Here is a 19,097-nt window from a genome sequence, read left to right as displayed (position 1 = left end):
CCTGCTGATCGGATAGCTCCTCGGGTCAGCGCGCGGTGGCGACTGGCGTCAGCGGCAGCAGCTTGCGGCCGGTGGGACCGATCTGGATCTCGGTGTCCATCGCCGGGCAGACGCCGCAGTCGAAGCACGGGGTCCAGCGGCAGTCGTCCTGCTCGTACTCGGACAGCGAATCCTGCCAGTCCTGCCAGAGCCAGTCTTTGTCGAGGCCGGAGTCGAGGTGATCCCAGGGCAGCACCTCGGTCTCGTCCCGCTCGCGGGTCGTGTACCAGTCGAGGTCGACGCCGAAGGCGGGCAGCACCGCGGCGGCCGCGTCGACCCAGCGCTGGTACGAGAAGTGCTCGCTCCACCCGTCGAATCGACCACCCTGCTCCCACACCTGGCGGATGACCGCGCCGACGCGCCGGTCACCGCGGGAGAGCAGCCCTTCGATCAGCGAGGGTTCGCCGTCGTGGTAGCGGAAGCCGATCGCCCGGCCCAGCGACCGGTCCGAGTTGATCTCGGCCTTCAGCTTTCGCAGTCGGCTGTCGATCACTTCCGGGGTACACATCGAGGCCCACTGGAACGGCGTGTGCGGCTTGGGCACGAACCCGCCGATCGACACCGTGCAGCGGATGTCCTTCGAACCCGTGGCGGCCCGCCCGGCCTTGATCACCTCGTGCGCGAGGCGGGCGATCTGGAGCACGTCGTCGTCGGTCTCGGTGGGCAGGCCGCACATGAAGTAGAGCTTCACCTGGCGCCAGCCGTTGCTGTACGCGGTGACGACGGTGCGGATGAGGTCTTCCTCCGACACCATCTTGTTGATCACCTTGCGGATCCGCTCGGAGCCGCCCTCCGGGGCGAACGTGAGCCCGGTGCGCCGCCCGTTGCGGGACAGCTCCTGGGCCAGCGTGATGTTGAACGCGTCGACCCGGGTCGAGGGGAGCGAGAGCGAGACGTTGGTGCCCTCGTACTGCTGCGCGAGCCCGGAGCAGATGTCGCCGATCTCGGAGTGGTCGGCGGACGAGAGCGAGAGCAGCCCCACCTCGGAGAAGCCGGAGAACTCCAGCCCCTCCTTGACCATCTGCCCGACCGTCGTGATCGACCGCTCGCGCACCGGCCGCGTGATCATGCCGGCCTGGCAGAACCGGCACCCGCGCGTGCACCCCCGGAAGATCTCCACCGCGTATCGCTCGTGGACGGTCTCGGCGAGCGGGACCAGCGGCTTTTTCGGGTAGGGCCACTCGTCGAGGTTCATGGTCGTGCGCTTGTGTACCCGAAATGGCACGTCCGCCCGGTTTGGCACCACCCGCTGGATCCGGCCGTCGGGCAGGTAGTCGACATCGTAGAAGCGCGGCACGTACACGCTCTCGGTGCGGGCGAGGCGCAGCAGCAGCTCGTCGCGGCCGCCCGGGCAGCCCTCGACCTTCCACTGCCGGACGATCTTGGTGATCTCCAGGACGGCTTCCTCGCCGTCGCCGAGCACCGCCGCGTCGACGAAGTCGGCGATCGGCTCGGGGTTGAACGCCGCGTGCCCGCCGGCCACCACCACCGGGTGGGCCATAGTGCGGTCACGGGCGTGGAGCGGGATGCCGGCCAGGTCGAGCGCGGTGAGCAGGTTGGTGTAGCCCAGCTCGGTGGCGAACGAGACGCCCATCAGGTCGAAGGCGCCGACCGGCCGGTGCGCGTCGACCGTGAACTGCGGCACGCCGTGCTCACGCATCAGCCGCTCGAGGTCGGGCCAGACCGCGTAGGTGCGCTCGGCCAGCACGTCGGGCAGCTCGTTGAGCACCTCGTACAGGATCTGGACGCCCTGGTTGGGCAGGCCCACCTCGTACGCGTCCGGGTACATCAGCGCCCACCGCACGGTCGCCGAGTCCCAGTCTTTGACGACCGCGCCAAGCTCGCCGCCGACGTACTGGATCGGCTTGCTGATACGCGGCAGCAACTGCTCCAGCTGCGGAAAGACGGACGGGACGCTCACGTAACCTCCTGGGTGCGCTCCAAGGTCCACCCCAAAACGCTCCGCTTCGCTCCACGTTTCCCCGGGGACCCCGGATTGCCCAGAATACGCGGCACCCCGGCGGGTGGTGCCGCGGTATTAGCCTCGGAGGAGTCACGAGGCGTTGTGGAGGGAGTGCACGGAAAGATGCCGGGATCGGATCCCGACCCCACCCGACCGGAGCCCCGGGAGGACGAGCCGACGGCCGTGACTCCGCCCGCCGACGACGATGGCGTGAGCGGCCTCAAGCCCACCCGCAAGGAGCCACCGCGGTGGTCCGGCTCCGCCGCCGTGCCGCCGCCCACCGAGAAGAAGCGCAAGCGCTGGCTCGCCACGGTCCACGACCTGGAAGCGCCCGGTCTGGCGCCGTCGCCACCGCCTCGCGACCCGACCATGCAGCTGCCGGAGGAGGAGCGCCGGGCGTACGAGAGCGGCGCACCGGTCGACCCCTGGGCCGACGCCGACCCGCTCGACCAGCCGTACCCGCAGACCCTGCTGGACGTGCCCCACGCGCCGCCGCCGGCGCTCCCACCCGCACCACCGCCGCCGCCCGTGGCCCGGCGGCCGGCAGCGGCGCCGCCGCCCCCACCACCGCCGCCACCCGCGAACCTCCCCGCCCGGCAGGTCCGCCAGGCGCTGCCCGACGTGCGCAAGCCGCCCAAGACCAAAAAGCAGAAGTCGCGCCGGGGCCCGCCACCACCACCGCCGCCACAGGCACCACCGCCCGGCTGGCGGCCCCCGCAGGGGTACGTGCCGGTCGCGGTCCGGCGGCGCCGGCGCAAGTGGCCGTGGGTGCTCCTGCTCTTCACGCTCGCCTGCTGCTGCGGCTGCCCGGCGTACTTCGGCAAGCCGATGTGGGAGCAGTACCCGGCCTCCGCGTCCCTGCCCGCCGAGGTCTCCGACCTCGACCTCCGCGACGACGCGGCCAGCCGTCGGGTCGCCACCCAGCTGAAGGCCGACCTGCGCGGCACGCACATGCTCGCCGAAGACACTTTCGCCGGGGTGTACGCGGACGGCGCCGGCAAGCGGGTGACGCTCTTCGGCACCACCGGCTTCCGCTTCTCCCCCGAGTCCGACCTGGAAAAGGAGATCAGCAGGCTTAGCGAGCGCTACGGGCTGCGGCAGGTGAAGTCGATCGACACCGGCACCCGCGGCGAGTACCTGCGCTGCGGCGTGGGCAAAGACGGCCAGGCCGTGGTGGCCGTGTGCGGGTGGGCCGACCACGGCAGCCTGGCCACCGGGGTCTTCACCCGCCGCTCGGTCGACGACAGCGCCGCCCTCCTGGAGCGCCTCCGCGGCACGATCGTCAGCCGCGGGTAGTCGGTAGTCAGGAGCGAGTGAAAACCGACAGGTAATCAATGGGGCGTCCGGATGGCCACAACCAGGCATTACGAGGCAGAATCTGGACATGCGGCGATGGCTCTTCGCTGACCAGCTGGGGCCGCACTTCCTCGACGGGGCGCACCAGCCGGTGTTGTTGATCGAGTCCAAGGCGGTCTTCCGTCGTCGTGCCTTCCATCGGCAAAAGGCGCACCTGGTCCTCTCCGCGATCCGCCACCGCGCCGCCGAGTTGGGCGATCGCGCTCTGCACCTCAAGACCGAGACCTACCGCGAGGCACTGCGCCGCTACGGCGAGGTGGTCGAGGTGTGCCACCCGACCTCCCGCCGGGCCCGTGATTTCGTCCGCGCCCAGGAGAAGGTGACCGTGCTGCCGCCGCGCGGCTTCGTCACCAGCCACGAAGACTTCGCCGCCTGGGCCGACGGCCGGCGCGGCGCGGCCCGGCTCGACGACTTCTACCGCCACGCCCGCCAGGCCCACCGCGTGCTCATGGATGGCGACGAGCCGGCCGGCGGCCGCTGGCAGGCCCGGTTCGCCGACGTCCCGCGCCCGACCGAGCTGCCGCCACCGCCCGCGCCGGTCGAGGACGACATCGACGCCGAGGTCCGCGACGACCTCGACCGGTGGGCCGCGGAGGGCATCGAGTTCATCGGGCGTGACGGCCCGCGCCGGTTTCCGGCCACCCGCGACGAGGCGCTGTACCGGCAGCAGCACTTCCTCATCCACCGGCTGCCGCACTTCGGCCGGGCCGACGACATGCTCGCCGACGATCCCTGGCTCAGCCACAGTGGACTGTCCACATCGTTCAACATGGGGCTGCTGGAGCCGCTGCCGGCCGTGCGCCAGGCGGAGGAGGAGTTTCGGGCGGGCCACGCCCCACTGTCCAGCGTGGAGCGCTTCGTCCGCCAGGTGATCGGCTGGCGCGACTACCTGTGGCACCTGTACTGGTACCTCGACGCGGGCTACCCGGCCGGCGCACACACCCGTGGCCGGAGCTCCATCCCCGACTGGTTCGCCACGCTCGACGCCGAGTCGGTGCACGCCCGCTGCCTGTCCGCCGCGCTCGCGGCGGTGCGCGACCGGGGCTGGACCCACCACGCGGTGCGGCAGGCCGTGCTCGGCAACTACGCGGTGCAGCGCGGCTGGCGGCCGACCGACCTCGTCGACTGGTTCGAGCGCGCCTTCGTCGACGGCCACGAGTGGGCGATGATCGGCAACGTCGTCGGCATGGCCCGCCACGCCGAGCTCAGTGCGGTCACCACCGACGCGTACGCGGTGAGCGGCGGCCACATCAACCGCACGAGCGACTTCTGCACCGGCTGCCGCTACGACCCGAAGCAGCGTCTGGGCGCGGACGCCTGCCCCTTCACCGGCGGTTACTGGGCCTACCTGCACCGCACGCGCGAGCGCCTGCACGGCAACGTGCGGATGACCAGGGCGCTCAAGCAGCTCGCCCAGATCCCCGACCTCCGCGAGATCGTTGCGCAGGAGCGCAGCCGCGGCGACGACGCGCCGTAGTCCGGGGTACGGTCGCGTCGATGGATGCCGACGAAGACTCCACGGCCGGCCCGGCGAGCCCGCCGGCGGCTGAGCAGCCGCTCGGCGAGTACGCCCCGGCGCTCCTGGCGGCCGAGCACTGGAGCCTGCTCGCGTCGCGGTCGCTGATCTGGAGCGAGGCGCAGAGCCGTGCCACGGTCTTCTTGACCACCCTGTCCGCCACGATCATCGCGCTGGCGCTGATGGCCGACGCGACCGGCTTCGGCGGGCAGACCACGACGCTGGCGCTGATGCTGCTGCCGGTGGTGTTCCTGCTGGGGCTCGCCGCCTACGTGCGCCTGGTGCACATCAACGCCGAGGAGTTCCAGCTGGTGCAGGCGATGAACCGGCTCCGGCGCGGCTACCTGGCCCTGGAGCCCGGCCTGGAGCGATACCTCAGCACCGGCTACCACGACGACGAGCGGGGCGTGTTCGCCACCTACATGGTGGAGCGCCACTCCCAGCGTTCACTGTGGATGCACTTCCTGATCAACACGCCGAACATCGTCGCGACGGTGAACGCGGCGGTGGCCGCGGCCATGGTCGGGATCGGCCTACAGGCCGCCGAGGCGGCGACGGCCGTGGTGGCGGTCGGCGGGGCGGCGGCGTTCCTGCTGGTCTGGGTGACGCTCTACCTGCTCCAGCGGCGGACCCTTCGCCCATTCCGCCCGCAGACGGCGAGATTTCCCACCCCGCCGGACCAGCCCTGAGCGGGCCGCCGGGGGTCCCTCAGGCCGTGGAGACCTGAGAGACCCCTCGATCGGTCAGACCCGCGCGACGGAGACGGCCACCTTCTCGCCGTCGCCGACCTCGCCCTCGAAGCCGGCCGCCGCCGAGTCGAAGCGGAGGTCGGTGGCGAGCACCTCGGCCGCCACGAAGTCGCGGTGTGCCTCCACCGCAGCGACCACCTCGGGCGAGCCGGCGAGCGAGACGGCGACCCGGTCGGTCACGTCGAGCTGGGCGTCGCGGCGGGCCTGCTGCACGACGCGTACCACGTCGCGGGCGAGCCCCTCCGCGGCGAGCTCGGGTGTGACGGCGGTGTCGAGGACCACCACGCCCTCGCCGCCGGGGAGCGGCGCCGAGTGTTCGGCGTCAGCGGCCACGAGCTTCAGCTCGTACTCGCCGTCTTCCAGGGCCACGCCGGCCGCGACCGGGCGGCCGTCGACGAGCGACCAGTCGCCCGCCTTGACCGCCTTGATCACCTGCTGCACCGCGCCGCCGACCCGCGGGCCGAGCGCCCTCGGTACGACGGTCAACACCTGCTCGCAGTAGGAGGACAGCTCGTCGGTGAACTCCACCGACTTCACGTTGACCTCGTCGGCGACGAGGGCGGTGAACGGCCGCAGCGCGCCGGCCGCCGGCGTGGCCACGGTCAGCCGCGCCAGCGGCAGCCGCACCCGCAGGCCCCGCGCCTTGCGCAGCGACAGCGCCGCCGAGCTGACCCCGCGCACCGCGTCCATCGCGGCGACGAGGTCGTGGTCGGCGGGGAACTCCGCCGCGTCCGGCCAGTCGGTCAGGTGCACCGAGCGCTCACCGGTGAGGCCGCGCCAGATCTCCTCCGCGGTCAGCGGCGCCAGCGGCGCCACCACCCGGCTGAGCGTCTCCAGCACGGTGTACAGCGTGTCGAACGCGTCGACGTCGCCGCCCCAAAACCGGTCGCGCGACCGCCGCACGTACCAGTTCGTCAGCGCGTCCAGATAGGACCGCACCGACGCGCAGGCACCGGAGATGTCGTACTCGTCCATCTGCCGCCGCACCGTGGACACCAGCTCGCCGGTCTTCGCCAGCACGTAGCGGTCGAGCAGGTGGGTGGAGTCGACCCGCCGCCGTGCCTCGTGGTTGGACGCGTTGGCGTAGAGCGAGAAGAAGTACCAGACGTTCCACAGTGGAAGCAGCACCTGCCGCACGGCGTCCCGGATCGCGCTCTCGGTCACCGGCATGTCCCCGCCCCGCAGCACCGGCGACGACATCAGCATCCACCGCATGGCGTCGGAGCCGTGCGAGTTGAAGACGCCGTACACGTCCGGGTAGTTGCGCAGGCTCTTGGACATCTTCCGCCCGTCTTCGCCCAGCAGGATGCCGTGGCTCAGGCAGTTGCGGAACGCCGGCCGGTCGAACAGCGCGGTCGCCAGCACGTGCATGGTGTAGAACCAGCCCCGCGTCTGTCCGATGTACTCGACGATGAAGTCGCCCGGGTAGTGGTGCTCGAACCACTCGCGGTTTTCGAACGGGTAGTGCACCTGGGCGAACGGCATCGAGCCCGACTCGAACCAGCAGTCGAGCACCTCCGGCACGCGGCGCATCATCGACTTGCCGGTGGGGTCGTCGGGGTTTGGCCGCACCAGCTCGTCGACGCCCGGCCGGTGCAGGTCGGTCACCGCGACGCCGAAGTCGCGCCGCAGATCCTCGAGCGAGCCGTAGACGTCCACCCGCGGGTAGGCCGGGTCGTCCGACTTCCACACTGGGATCGGCGAGCCCCAGAAGCGGTTGCGGGAGATCGACCAGTCGCGGGCGCCGGCCAGCCACTTGCCGAACGAGCCGTCCTTCACGTGCGCCGGCGTCCAGTTGATCTGCTGGTTGAGCTCGACCATCCGGTCGCGGAACTGGGTCACCGCGACGAACCACGACGACACCGCCTTGTACACCAGCGGGGTGTCGCAGCGCCAGCAGTGCGGGTAGGAGTGGGTGTAGGTCTCCTGCCGCACCACGACGCCCCGCTCGCGCAGCTCGCGCGCGATCGGCTTGTTGGTGTCGAAGACCTGCTCCCCCTGGTACGGCGGGACGAGCGAGGTGAACCGGGTGTGCTCGTCGACCGTGACGACCGTGGGGATGCCGGCGGCGTTGCACGCGTTCTGGTCGTCTTCGCCGAACGCGGGCGCCATGTGCACGACCCCGGTGCCGTCCTCAGTGGACACGAAGTCGGCACCGAGCACCTGGAACGCGTTGGGCGTGTCGGCCAGGAAGTCGAACAGCGGCGTGTAGCGGCGCCCGACCAGCTCGGCCCCACGCACGGTGCCGAGCCGGGTGAGGTGGCCCAGCTCCTTCTCGTACGCGGCGAGCCGCGCGGCACCGACGAGGTACCGCTGCCCGTCGGCGTCGGCGAGCATCGCGTACTCGATGTCGGGGCCCACGGCCAGGGCCAGGTTGGACGGCAGCGTCCACGGCGTGGTCGTCCAGACCGCGACCTTCTCCCCGCTGTCCAATGTGAACCAGACGGTGAGCGACGGGTCCTGCCGGTCGCGGTAGACGTCGTCCATCCGGGTTTCCGTGTTGGACAGCGGCGTCTCGCACCGCCAGCAGTACGCCAGCACGCGAAAGCCTTCGTATACGAGACCCTTGTCGTGCAGGGTCTTGAAGGCCCACATGACGCTTTCCATGTAGTCGAGGTCGAGCGTCTTGTAGTCGTTGGTGAAGTCGACCCAGCGCGCCTGGCGGGTGACGTACCGCTCCCAGTCCTGGGTGTACGTCAGCACCGACGTGCGGCACACGTCGTTGAACCGGGCCACGCCGAGGTCGAGGATCTCCGCCTTGGTGGAGATGCCGAGCTGCTTTTCCGCCTCCACCTCGGCCGGCAGGCCGTGCGTGTCCCAGCCGAAGCGGCGCTCCACCTTGCGGCCGCGCATGGTCTGGTAGCGCGGCACCACGTCCTTCACGTAGCCGGTGAACAGGTGGCCGTAGTGCGGCAGCCCGTTGGCGAAGGGCGGGCCGTCGTAGAACACGTACTCGTTGGACCCGTTGCGGCCCGCGTCCCGGGCGTCGACCGACGCCTGGAACGTCTTGTCCGCCGCCCAATGGTCGAGCACACGACGCTCGACCGCGGGCAGGTCGGGGCTCGCCGGTACGCCGGCCTTCGGGTCGGTCTTGGGGTACACCGTCGTATCTCCTCGCAGCTGACAAAGCTCATGTTGTCCACTGCGAGGACGAGCCTGACAGGCCCGCGGTACCACCCCGCTTGGCGACCCCATGATCAGGGCCGCCCGCTCGTTGGCCGGCTGTGACGGGCCGGACCCGTCCGGTTCTACTGAGGCTCGCGCCCGTTCTTCCGGAGGCTCACCGGTGATGGCCGGGTCAACGCCTTTACGACCGTCAAGGGTACCCGACGACTACGGAAGCAGCGTCGTATTGAACAGCGACGCCCCGTCCGCGTCCCGCAGGTCCACCCGGAAGGCGCCTGTCTCGCCGTCGATCAGGACCTCGCCGAAGTGCTGGAAGCCCTCGGCCGGCGACGTGTTGGCCCGGGGCGGGGCGTGTACGAACACGGCTCGCGGCCCGAACGTGCCGTCCAGCGCGTTGGGCCCGAAGGCGCCCGCGTGGGCCGGCCCCGACACGAACTCCCAGAACGGGGTGAAGTCCGCCACCGCCGCCCGCGCCGGGTCGTAGTGATGGGCGGCCGTGTAGTGGACGTCCGCGGTCAGGAACACGATCCCCTTCACGCCGGCCCGGTGCGCCGCACCCAGGACCTCGGCGAACTCGAGCTCGCGACCCTTCGGCGCGCCCGGGTCGCCCTGCGCGACACCCTCCTGGGCGGCCGCCCCGTCCGGCACGACCAAGCCGAGCGGCAGGTCGGCGGCGATCACCTTCCAGGTCGCCCGGGAACGCTTCAGCTCGCGGATCAGCCAGGCCCGCTGCTCCGAGCCGAGCAGGCCGCGGCGCGGGTCGGCGTACGTGTTGCCGTCGTTGACGTCCTTGTACGTGCGCATGTCCAGCACGAACAGGTCCAGCCGCGGCCCGTACGACAGCTTGCGGTAGATCTTGGCCTCGCCGGTCGGCAGCCACTCGTGGAACGCCTGCCGGGCCCGGCCGGTCAGCACGTCGACCCGCCGCTCGGTGTACCGGGCGTCCTCCAGCACCTCGCCGGGGTACCAGTTGTTGGTCACCTCGTGGTCGTCCCACTGGTTGACCTGCGGCACCTCGGCCGCGAAGGCGCGCAGGTGCTCGTCGAGCAGGTTGTACGCGAACTGCCCCCGGTACTCGGCGAGCGTCTCGGCCACCTTCGACTTCTCCGGCGTGACGAGGTTGCGCCAGACCCGCCCGTCCGGCAGCGTGACCGTCTCGGCGAGCGGCCCGTCCGCGTACACGGTGTCACCGCTGCACAGGAAGAAGTCCGGCCGGGCCGCCCGCATCGCCCGGAAGATCTTCATGCCGCCGAGGTCGGGCGCGATGCCCCAGCCCTGGCCGGCGATGTCACCGGTCCAGACAAACCGCACACCACCCTTGCGCGGCGCGGTGCGCAGCGACCCGACCAGCGGCTCGGCGCACAGCCCGTGGCGGTCGAGGCTCTCCGCCCGTACCCGGTAGTGCAGGCGCTCGCCCGCGGGCAGGCCGCCCAGGCGGACCTTGCCGGTGAAGTCGGTGTCCGGGCCGAGCAGCGGCCCGCGCACGAGGCGGGCCCCGCGGAAGTCGGGGCGGCGGCTGACCTCGACGAGCATCCGCGACGCGCGGTCCGCGCGGGTCCAGAGCACCGCGCCGTCGGCGGTCGCCTCGCCGCTCTGCACGCCGTGCGTGAGCACCGGGCGTCCGGTCGGCCTCAGGGTGGCGCTGGCGCGGCCGGGTCCGAGCAGGGGAACGGCGGCGAGCCCGGCACCGGTGGCCAGCCCGAGAAGGGAACGTCGATCCATGTACCCCTGCCTATCGGCCGGAAATGACCGTGGCGCAAAGCCGGGGTTGCGTCCTAGGTCACACCGCCTTTCTGTCACGCCGGACCGTGGCCGCGCTGTCGTCCTGGCGAAGGAGGTAGGTCATGCAACGCATCAACCTGGGAGAGGTGGCACCGGAGGGCTTCGAGCTGGTGCTGAAGCTCGAGGGCTACATCCGGCGGCGGGTCGAGAAGAAGCTTCTCCACCTGGTGAAGCTGCGCGCTTCGATCATCAACGGCTGCACGTACTGCGTGGACATGCACTCGCGGGACGCCATCGAGGAGGGCGAGTCGACCCGGCGCCTCTTCGCGGTCGCGGCCTGGCACGAGGCCCCGTTCTTCGACGAGCGGGAACGGGCCGCGCTGGCCCTGACCGACTCGGTCACCCGTCTGGGTGAAGGTGGCGTGCCGGACGACGTGTGGGACGGCGCGGCCAAGGTCTTCACCGAGGAGGAAGTGGCCGACCTGCTGATCGCGATCGCCACCATTAACGTGTGGAACCGCATCGCGATACCCAGCCGGACCCCGCCGCCGGCGTGACCACCGACGCGGCCGCCGACCTCGTCGCGCACCGCCCCATGCTGTACGGGCTGGCCTACCGCCTGCTCGGAAGCGGGCACGACGCGGACGACGTGCTACAGGAGGCGTACCTGCGCTGGCTGCGCGCCGACCGCGTGTCGGTTACCGAGCCGCGCAGGTACCTCTCCCGCATCGTCACCCACCTGGCGCTCGACCGGCTGCGCGCGCGGCAGGCCGAGCCGTACGTCGGCCCGTGGCTGCCCGAACCGCTGGTGGAAGGTGAGGTCGACCCGGCCGAGCGCCGCGACTCGCTCTCGCTCGCGATGCTGCACCTGCTGGAGCGCCTCACACCCCCGGAGCGCGCGGTGTACGTGCTGCGCACCGCGTTCGACCTGCCCTACCCGGAGATCGCCGAGATCCTCGACCGTACGCCCGAGGACTGTCGCCAACTGCACCACCGGGCCGTCCGGCACCTGCCCGCGGCGCCCCGGTTCACCGCCGAGCCGGTCGAGCGGGAAAGGCTGCTCGACCGGTTTCTGGCCGCTGCCCGCGAGGGCGACCTGCCGGCGTTGAAACGGCTGCTCGCCGCCGACGCGACCGCCTGGTCGGACGGGGGTGGGCGGGTCAAGGCGGCGCCGCGGCCGGTCGTTGGCAGAGACCGGGTGGCCCGGTTCTTCACCGGGATCTACCCCGCGCCGCTGCTCGCCCAGCCGATCGCGCTCACCGGCGAGACGGCCGCACTGCTGAGCTGCGGCTGGCGCCTGCTCGCGATCGGTGTCGCCGACGGCCTGATCACCGACCTCTACCTGGTCGGCAACCCGGACAAACTACGCAGGGTCCTCAGCTGAGCTCGGGAAACCAGAGCGCGATCTCACGCTTCGCGCTGTCCGGCGAGTCGGAGGCGTGCACGAGATTTTCCCGGTTGGAGAGCGAGAGGTCGCCGCGGATCGTGCCCGCCGCGGCCTTGCGCCCGTCGGTGGCGCCGACGAGTGCCCGCACCACCTCGATCGCCTGGTCGCCGGAGAGCACCGCGGCCACCAGCGGACCGCCGGTCATGAACTCCTTCAGCGGCGGGTAGAACGCCTTGTCGACGTGCTCGGCGTAGTGCTGGTCGGCCAGCGCGGCGTCCATGCCGCGCAGCACCAGCGCCTCGATCGCCAAGCCCTTACGCTCGAACCGGCCGAGGATCTCGCCGAGCAGGCCCCGCCGGAGGGCATCCGGCTTGATCAGGACCAACGTGCGTTCGGACACGCTTCCTCCATCGCGGGGAGTGGACACCGCCCTAGGGTATCGGTCTTCCCATCACTGGCCCGGCCGGCCTAGCCTGGCGGGTAACCCGAGGGAGGTCCACTGTGGCTGACGCTCGTCGGAGGCCGATCGCACCGGTCCGCAAGCTCGTCGCCGCGGTGCTGGGCACGTTCGCCGTGTTCGTGATGCTCTTCGGCGCCGGCATGCAGAGCTGGGCGATCGTGGCTGTCGGCCTGGCGGTGCTCGTGCTGGCGATCAGCATGGTGCTGGTCACCACCATCCGCGGCGGCGCCCGCGCGTGGGTGGCCGGCACCGCGCACGTGATGACGGCCAGCGAGCCGCCCGCCTCGTCCACGTATGGCCGCTGCGAGCTCCAGATCGTCATCGACGCGCCCGGCCTGCCCGCCGCCTCGATCAAGGTGCGGGAGTCCCGCGTACCGGTCGCCAAGTGGCCGCTCCCCGGCGTGACGCTGCCGATCATGGTGGCGGTCGACGACCTGCGGCACGTCCGGATCCTGTGGGACGACGCGCTCACCCATGCCGAGGCGGCCGCGACGATGGCGCCGGATCCGGGCGACTACCTGCCGGAGTCCGACGACATCCTGTTCGAGGAAGACGAGCCGCCATGGTCGCGCCGCGGCCCGGACGAGCCGGTCACCGCCGACCTCACCGACGACCTGGGCGGCGGCATCCGCGACGAGCCGGTGGTGGTGCACCAGCCCACGCCCGGCGGCCCGATCGTGCTGGAGGGCACGGTCGTGGAGCAGGGCCCGACCGACCCGCGCACGGTCCCGCTGCCCCGGCGCGCGCGCTCCAAGCGCGACAAGGGCAAGGGCAACGGCAACGGCGCGACCACCGCGGTCGCCGAGCCGGCGCCCGTAGACGACCCGATCGAGCCGGAGCCGGTCGAGCCGGTCGCGGAGGAGACCCCCGTCGACGACGGTGACCTCGACGACCTCATCACCGCTTACCCGAGCGCCCACCCCGGCCCGAGCGGCTCGATCCACGGCGTCGGCGTGACCGTGCTCGTCACCGACCTCGCCCGGTCGATCGAGTTCTACCGCGACATGCTGGGCTTCTACGAGATCGACGGCGGCGACGGCAACGCGGTGCTCGCCTCCGGCGATACCCGCCTCGTGCTCCGCGTCATCAGCGACGTCTCACCGGCCGGCCCGCGCACCGTCCACCTCAACCTCGAGGTCGGCGACATCCAGACCACCCACGAGGAGCTGAAGGCCAAGGGCGTCAAGTTCACGTACGGCCCGCGCCCGGTCAACAAAGGCGCCAAGCTGGAGCTGTGGGCGGCCGCCTTCAAAGACCCGGACGGGCACGGCATCGCGATCACCCAGTGGCGCAACCGCCCCGACGAGCCCGACCAGCAAGCGATGTACGACGGCGCCTAAAAATCCCCAAGACAAAGACTTTGAGCTACCGCGACGTCCGCCCAGAGGGCTGCCCTCTTGGGGCCAAGCGGGTGGGGCTTGGGGCGCGGAGGTGGCAGCGGAGGTCGGGGATCTCGGCGAGCCCTGGCGAGCCGCCGACCTGCGCGGTCTCCGGCGGGAGCGGCGGTCTGCCGCTGACGCGGACCCGGGCGATATCGGAGGGTCTTCAGTCGGTGGGCGGCTCGTCGCGCTTGGGCGGGGCCAGGATCGTGCGGCGTACGTTGAGCACGTAGAGCCAGGCCAGGCCGAAGAGCAGCCCCACGCCGGCGAGCGCCCAGTGCAGAAAGCCGGCCAGCATGAGCAGCCCTTGGAGCACGGCCACCGCGTACCAGGCCCAGTCGCGGCGCAGCAGGCCGGCCAGCGCCACGCAGGCGACCGCCGCGCCGAGGATCACGCCGATCGTGGCGCCGCTCAGGTCGCCGCCGAGCATGCGCATCGGCTGGATGGCGAGCAGCAGCACGACCGTCTCGAGGATCAACGTGCCGGCGCCCAGCCCGCGCGCGGCGCCGGCGGGGTTGCGGAGTCCGGAACGCTGTTCGCTCATGGCTGTCCTCGCCTCGCCACGGGCGGCCTGGTGCGGTCGCTCATCGCTTCAGCAACCGCCGCGCGTCGGCCACCGTCGCCACCGAGCCGGTGATCAGCACGCCGACACCGGCGAGCTCGCGCTCCACATCGGACTCGGCGAGCGCGACCGCCGCCTCGATCGCGTCGGGCATGTCGGCCGCCACCTCGACCCGCTCCTCGCCGAAGATCTCCTCGGCCACGGCGGCGAGCTGGTCGACGGGCATGGCCCGCGGCGAGGTGTTGCGGGTGACGACAAGCGCGTCGACCACCGGCTCCAGCAGCTCCAGCAGGCCGGCCGCGTCTTTGTCGGCGAGCACCGCGACGACCGCGACAAGCCGGCTGAACGAGAACTCCTCCTGAAGCGCGGTCACCGTCGCGGCCATGCCGTGCGGGTTGTGCGCGCCGTCGAGCAGGATCGTCGGCGCGTTGCGCACCCGCTCCAGCCGCCCCGGCGAGGAGGTGCCGGCGAAGCCCTCCCGCACCACCTCGGGTTCGAGCTGGCGGGACGCGCCGGCGCCGAGGAACGCCTCCACCGCGGCGAGCGCCACCGCCGCGTTTTGCGCCTGGTGCGCGCCGTGCAGCGGGATGAACACTTCTTCGTACACGCCGCCGAGGCCCTGGATCGTGAGCACCTGCCCGCCGACCGCGACGGCCCGGCGGAGCACGCCGAACTCGCCGCCCTCACGCGCGATCGTGGCACCGACTTCCGCCGTACGCTCCAGGATCGGCCGCGCGGCGTCTTCCTCCTGGGCCGCCGCGATCACGGTCGCTCCCTTGTGGATGATGCCGGACTTGGCGAACGCGATGTCTTCGATCGTGTCGCCGAGCCACTCGGTGTGGTCGAGCCCGATCGGCGTGATCACCGCGATACCCGCGTCGAGCACGTTCGTCGAGTCTTCGGCGCCGCCCAGCCCCACCTCGACGACCGCCACGTCGACGGGCGCGTCGGCGAACGTCGCGAACGCCAGTGCCGTCGTCATGTCGAAGTAGGTCAGCGGCTCGTCGGACTGCCCGTCGACGAGCGCGGCCAGCGGTGCCACCTCGCGGTAGGCCGCGACGAACCGACGCTCGCTGACCGGCTCGCCGTCGAGGCTGATCCGCTCGCGCACGGTCTCCAGGTGGGGGCTCGTGTATCGCCCGGTGTGCAACCCGTGGGCCCGCAACAGCGAGTCGATCATCCGCGCCGTCGACGTCTTGCCGTTGGTGCCGGTCAGGTGGATCGCCGGGTACGCCCGCTGGGGGCTGCCCAGCAGGTCGAGAAGCTCCTTGATGCGGCCGAGGTCGAAGACCATCCGGGTGTACCCCCGGCTGTTGAGCTCCGCCTCGACCTGCTCGAACTCGCTGCGTTCGGTACTCATGCCGGCGGCAACGCCTCCAGTGCCGTAGCGATGCGCGCCAGGTCGGCCTCGGCGGCGGCCAGGCGGTCCTTGATCTTGCGGACCACCGGCTCGGGCGCCTTGCCGACGAACGCGGGGTTGTCGAGCTTGGCGCGGGTCTGCTCGGCCTCCTTGAGCGCGGCGGCCCGGTCCTTCTCCAGGCGGGCCCGCTCGGCGGCGACGTCGATCGCACCGCGCGTGTCGAGCGCGACCGAGACGTCGCCGGTGACCGCGAGCTGGGCCGTCGCGCTGAAGCCGTCGCCGGCCTCGTCGAGCCGCACCAGCGAACGGATCAGCGGCTCGTGCACCCCGATGCCCGCCGCGGCCAGCCCGTCGAGCCGCGCCGCCACCCGCTGCGCCGGCCGCAGCCCCTGGTCGGAGCGGAACCGGCGGATCTCGGTGACCACCCGCTGAAGCGTGGCCAGCTCGGCCTCCGCGGCGTCGTCCACAAGCGCTGGTGCGACCGCGGGCCAGGCCGCCGTCATGACCGTCTTTCCACTGGTCAGCGCGATCCACAGCTCGTCGGTGACGAAGGGGATCACCGGGTGCAGCAGACGCAGCAGCTGGTCGAGCACGTGGCCCAGCACCCGCTTGGTACGCTCGGCCGCCGCGCCGCCGCCGGCGAGCACCGGCTTGGCCAGCTCGACGTACCAGTCGCAGACGTCGTCCCACGCGAAGTGGTAGAGCACGTCGCAGACCTTGGCCACCTCGTACGCCCCGGACAGCTCGTCGACCTCGCCGATCACGTGCTGCAACCGGGAGAGGATCCACCGGTCGACCGGGCTCAGCTCGGCGGGCAGGTCACCCTGGACGTGGGCGCCGTTGAGAAGGGCGAAGCGGGTCGCGTTCCACAGTTTGTTGCAGAAGTTGCGGGAGCCCTGGGTCCAGTCTTCGCTGACCGGCACGTCACCGCCGGGGTTGGCGCCCCGCGCCAGCGTGAAGCGGGTGGCATCCGCGCCGTACCGCTCGATCCAGTCGAGCGGGTCGACCACGTTGCCGAACGACTTGGACATCTTCTTGCCGTGCTCGTCGCGGACCATGCCGTGCAGCGCGATCACCCTGAAAGGCACGGCATGGCTGTCAGGTTGCTCTTTCATGGCGTACAGCCCGAACATCATCATCCGGGCGACCCAGAAGAAGAGGATGTCGTAGCCGGTCACCAGCACGCTGGTCGGGTAGAACTTGGCCAGGTCGGGCGTCTGCTCCGGCCAGCCCAGCGTGGAAAAGGGCCACAAGGCGCTGGAAAACCAGGTGTCCAGCACGTCTTCGTCCTGGGTCCACCCGTCGCCGGCCGGCGGCTGCTCGTCGGGCCCGACGCAGACGACCTCGCCATCCGGCCCGTACCACACCGGGATGCGGTGGCCCCACCACAGCTGGCGGGAGATGCACCAGTCGTGCATGTTGTCGACCCAGGCGAAGTAGCGCTTGGCGAGCTCGGCCGGCTCGATCCGCACCCGCCCGTCGCGCACCGCGTCGCCGGCGGCCTTGGCGAGCGGCTCGGTCTTGACGAACCACTGGAGCGACAGCCGCGGCTCCACCGTGGTCTTGCAGCGCGAGCAGTGGCCGACGGCGTGCACGTACGGACGCTTTTCCGCCACGATCAGGCCCTGCGCGCGCAGCGCCGCGACGATCGCCGGCCGCGCCTCGAACCGGTCGAGCCCCTGGAACGGACCGTGCGCCGTGATCACGCCGCGCTCGTCCATGATCGTGAGGCTCGGCAGGGCGTGCCGCTGGCCGATCTCGAAGTCGTTGGGGTCGTGCGCCGGCGTCACCTTCACCGCGCCGGTGCCGAACGCCGGGTCGACGTGCTCGTCGGCCACCACGGGGATACGCCGCCCGGTGAGCGGCAGCTCCACCTCGGTGCCGATCAGATGCTTGTATCGCTCGTCGTCCGGGTGCACGGCCACCGCGGTGTCACCGAGCATCGTCTCGGAGCGGGTGGTGGCGACCACGATCTCTTCGCTGTATCGGATCGAGACGAGCTCGCCCTCGTCGTCGCTGTGCTCCACCTCGATGTCGGAGAGGGCGGTGAGGCAGCGCGGGCACCAGTTGATGATGCGCTCGGCGCGGTAGATCAGCCCGTCTTCGTACAGCCGCTTGAAAATCGTGAGCACGGCCCGGGACAGGCCCTCGTCCATCGTGAACCGCTCGCGGTCCCAGTCGACCGAGTCGCCCAGCCGGCGCATCTGGCCGAGGATCGCGCCACCGGACTCGGCCTTCCACTGCCACACCCGCTCGACGAACTTTTCGCGGCCGAGGTCGTGGCGGGACAGCCCTTCGCGGGCGAGCTGGCGCTCCACCACGTTTTGGGTGGCGATGCCGGCGTGGTCCATGCCGGGCAGCCACAGCGCCTCGTAGCCCTGCATCCGCCTCTGGCGGGTGAGCCAATCCTGGATGGTGTGGTCGAGCGCGTGTCCCATGTGCAGGGAGCCGGTCACGTTGGGCGGGGGGATGACGATCGTGAACGGCGGCTTTTCACTTGTGGCGCTGGCCTTGAAGTAACCCGCGCGTACCCACTCCTCGTACCGCCGCTGCTCTACCTCGCCCGGCTGGTACTGGGCGGCCAACGTCGGTGTCGCGGAGCTGTGGGTCTGCGGTGTTTCGGTCACCCGTAGAGTCTACGGAGGCGTCGTGTGTCGGCTCCGCCCGGAGTCACCCATCCCTACGCTACGGTGGCGCAATGCAGCCGATCGACGTCACGCCCCCGCCCGGCGAGCCGGTGGAGGAGCAAGAGGCCACCACACCGCGCCGCCGTCGCACCCGGATGATCGTGCTGGGTTCGCTGCTGGCTGTCGGCCTGGTCGGCGCGGCGGTCGTGGGCACGTTCGGGTGGCGCGTCATGCAGCAGAAGGACGCGAGCCTCGAGACGCCGCCGGAGCTCGCCGGCCTGCGCCTCGACCAGAGCACGCGCGCCCAGGAGACAGCCGAGTACCTGCGGACCGCGATCGGCGCCCGCATCGACCTCGACGAGAGCATCGGCGTCGTCTACACCGATCCGGCGAGCGCGGACCGCAGTGTGCTGCTCTTCGGCGGCACGACGCTGATCTGGACCCCCGGCAGCGACCTCGACACGCTCTTCGAGTTGCTCTCCGACGACAACGGCGCGGTCAACAACCTGCACGAGGTCGACGCCGGCGACCTGGGCGGCGTGATGAAGTGCGGTGAGAGCGTGGCCCCGGAGGGCAATACGACCGTCTGCGGCTGGGCTGACCACGGGAGCGTGGTGCTGGCGCTGCTCCCCGGCCGCAGCCAGGACGAGGGCGCCGAGCTGCTGCGCGACATCCGCGGCACGATCCAGTCCCGCGAGTAGCGGGGCTGGTGCTCTCCTTCGAGAGTCCCGGAAATACATCGAGGCCGTCCCCGAAGGGACGGCCTCGATTGTTAAGAAGTCCGGCGGTGTCCTACTCTCCCACACCCTCCCGGGTGCAGTACCATCGGCGCTGGAAGGCTTAGCTTCCGG

Annotated in this window: 14 protein-coding genes and 1 rRNA gene; 7 read left to right on the top strand and 8 right to left on the bottom strand. The window is 71.2% G+C overall.

The features are described from left to right. Positions 1-25 precede the first annotated feature (25 nt). Positions 26-1,960, bottom strand: coding sequence for a TIGR03960 family B12-binding radical SAM protein (locus ACTMTJ_RS25505; protein ID WP_441220247.1), 1,935 nt, complete (start codon positions 1,958-1,960; stop codon positions 26-28). 165 nt (positions 1,961-2,125) lie between these two features. On the opposite strand from ACTMTJ_RS25505, the gene ACTMTJ_RS25500 reads away from it, so the two are divergent. The 3 genes from ACTMTJ_RS25500 (at position 2,126) to ACTMTJ_RS25490 (ending at position 5,563) form a co-directional block, all read left to right on the top strand. Next, on the top strand, positions 2,126-3,298 hold the full coding sequence (locus ACTMTJ_RS25500; RefSeq protein ID WP_441220246.1) for a hypothetical protein: 1,173 nt from the start codon (positions 2,126-2,128) through the stop codon (positions 3,296-3,298). A gap of 88 nt (positions 3,299-3,386) precedes the next feature. Continuing rightward, positions 3,387-4,835 carry a cryptochrome/photolyase family protein gene (locus ACTMTJ_RS25495; RefSeq protein ID WP_441220245.1) on the top strand — a complete coding sequence of 483 codons (1,449 nt, stop codon included), beginning with the start codon at positions 3,387-3,389 and terminating at the stop codon, positions 4,833-4,835. A gap of 20 nt (positions 4,836-4,855) precedes the next feature. Beyond that, a complete protein-coding gene (locus ACTMTJ_RS25490) occupies positions 4,856-5,563 on the top strand; it encodes a hypothetical protein (protein ID WP_441220244.1) in 708 nt (235 codons plus the stop codon). 54 nt (positions 5,564-5,617) lie between these two features. On the opposite strand, the gene ileS is transcribed toward ACTMTJ_RS25490, so the two are convergent. After that, entirely contained in the window at positions 5,618-8,725 is a 3,108-nt protein-coding gene (gene ileS, locus ACTMTJ_RS25485) for an isoleucine--tRNA ligase (RefSeq protein WP_441220243.1), read from the bottom strand. A gap of 231 nt (positions 8,726-8,956) precedes the next feature. Next, positions 8,957-10,471, bottom strand: coding sequence for an alkaline phosphatase D family protein (locus ACTMTJ_RS25480; protein WP_441220242.1), 1,515 nt, complete (start codon positions 10,469-10,471; stop codon positions 8,957-8,959). Positions 10,472-10,593: 122 nt separating this feature from the next. Between ACTMTJ_RS25480 and ACTMTJ_RS25475 the strand changes: the two genes are divergently transcribed. Together ACTMTJ_RS25475 and ACTMTJ_RS25470 are read left to right on the top strand one after the other, a co-directional pair. Beyond that, the gene (locus ACTMTJ_RS25475) at positions 10,594-11,028 is read left to right on the top strand and encodes a carboxymuconolactone decarboxylase family protein (RefSeq protein ID WP_441220241.1); all 435 of its coding nucleotides are present in this window, start codon (positions 10,594-10,596) and stop codon (positions 11,026-11,028) included. Continuing rightward, the gene (locus ACTMTJ_RS25470) at positions 10,983-11,855 is read left to right on the top strand and encodes a sigma-70 family RNA polymerase sigma factor (protein WP_441220240.1); all 873 of its coding nucleotides are present in this window, start codon (positions 10,983-10,985) and stop codon (positions 11,853-11,855) included. Before ACTMTJ_RS25475 ends, ACTMTJ_RS25470 begins: the two co-directional genes overlap by 46 nt. Here the strand turns inward: ACTMTJ_RS25470 and ndk are convergent. Beyond that, positions 11,848-12,285 (bottom strand): nucleoside-diphosphate kinase, encoded by a 438-nt coding sequence (gene ndk / locus ACTMTJ_RS25465; RefSeq protein WP_441220239.1) that lies wholly within the window; start codon positions 12,283-12,285, stop codon positions 11,848-11,850. The genes ACTMTJ_RS25470 and ndk overlap by 8 nt on opposite strands. Before the next feature lie 74 nt (positions 12,286-12,359). Here ndk and ACTMTJ_RS25460 point away from each other — a divergent pair, with 74 nt between their 5' ends. Further along, positions 12,360-13,658, top strand: coding sequence for a VOC family protein (locus ACTMTJ_RS25460; RefSeq protein WP_441220238.1), 1,299 nt, complete (start codon positions 12,360-12,362; stop codon positions 13,656-13,658). 205 nt (positions 13,659-13,863) lie between these two features. Here the strand turns inward: ACTMTJ_RS25460 and ACTMTJ_RS25455 are convergent, their stop codons facing one another. From ACTMTJ_RS25455 to ACTMTJ_RS25445, 3 genes are read right to left on the bottom strand one after another with little or no spacing between them, the layout of a single operon-like run. Beyond that, complete coding sequence (locus tag ACTMTJ_RS25455; RefSeq protein ID WP_441220237.1) at positions 13,864-14,241, bottom strand: DUF4233 domain-containing protein; 378 nt, start codon at positions 14,239-14,241, stop codon at positions 13,864-13,866. A 40-nt stretch (positions 14,242-14,281) separates the two neighbouring features. After that, positions 14,282-15,619 (bottom strand): bifunctional folylpolyglutamate synthase/dihydrofolate synthase, encoded by a 1,338-nt coding sequence (locus tag ACTMTJ_RS25450; RefSeq protein WP_441220236.1) that lies wholly within the window; start codon positions 15,617-15,619, stop codon positions 14,282-14,284. Continuing rightward, entirely contained in the window at positions 15,616-18,246 is a 2,631-nt protein-coding gene (locus ACTMTJ_RS25445; RefSeq protein ID WP_441220235.1) for a valine--tRNA ligase, read from the bottom strand. Before ACTMTJ_RS25445 ends, ACTMTJ_RS25450 begins: the two co-directional genes overlap by 4 nt. Before the next feature lie 71 nt (positions 18,247-18,317). Between ACTMTJ_RS25445 and ACTMTJ_RS25440 the strand changes: the two genes are divergently transcribed. Then, the gene (locus ACTMTJ_RS25440; RefSeq protein WP_441220234.1) at positions 18,318-18,947 is read left to right on the top strand and encodes a hypothetical protein; all 630 of its coding nucleotides are present in this window, start codon (positions 18,318-18,320) and stop codon (positions 18,945-18,947) included. A gap of 78 nt (positions 18,948-19,025) precedes the next feature. Here the strand turns inward: ACTMTJ_RS25440 and rrf are convergent. Continuing rightward, a 5S ribosomal RNA gene (gene rrf / locus ACTMTJ_RS25435) occupies positions 19,026-19,097 on the bottom strand; the annotation flags it as partial.

This window comes from Phytohabitans sp. LJ34, from assembly GCF_052068095.1.
Lineage (GTDB): Bacteria > Actinomycetota > Actinomycetes > Mycobacteriales > Micromonosporaceae > Phytohabitans.
The sequence above is the reverse complement of the archived record's forward strand: the minus strand, read 5'-3'. Positions and strand labels throughout refer to the sequence as shown.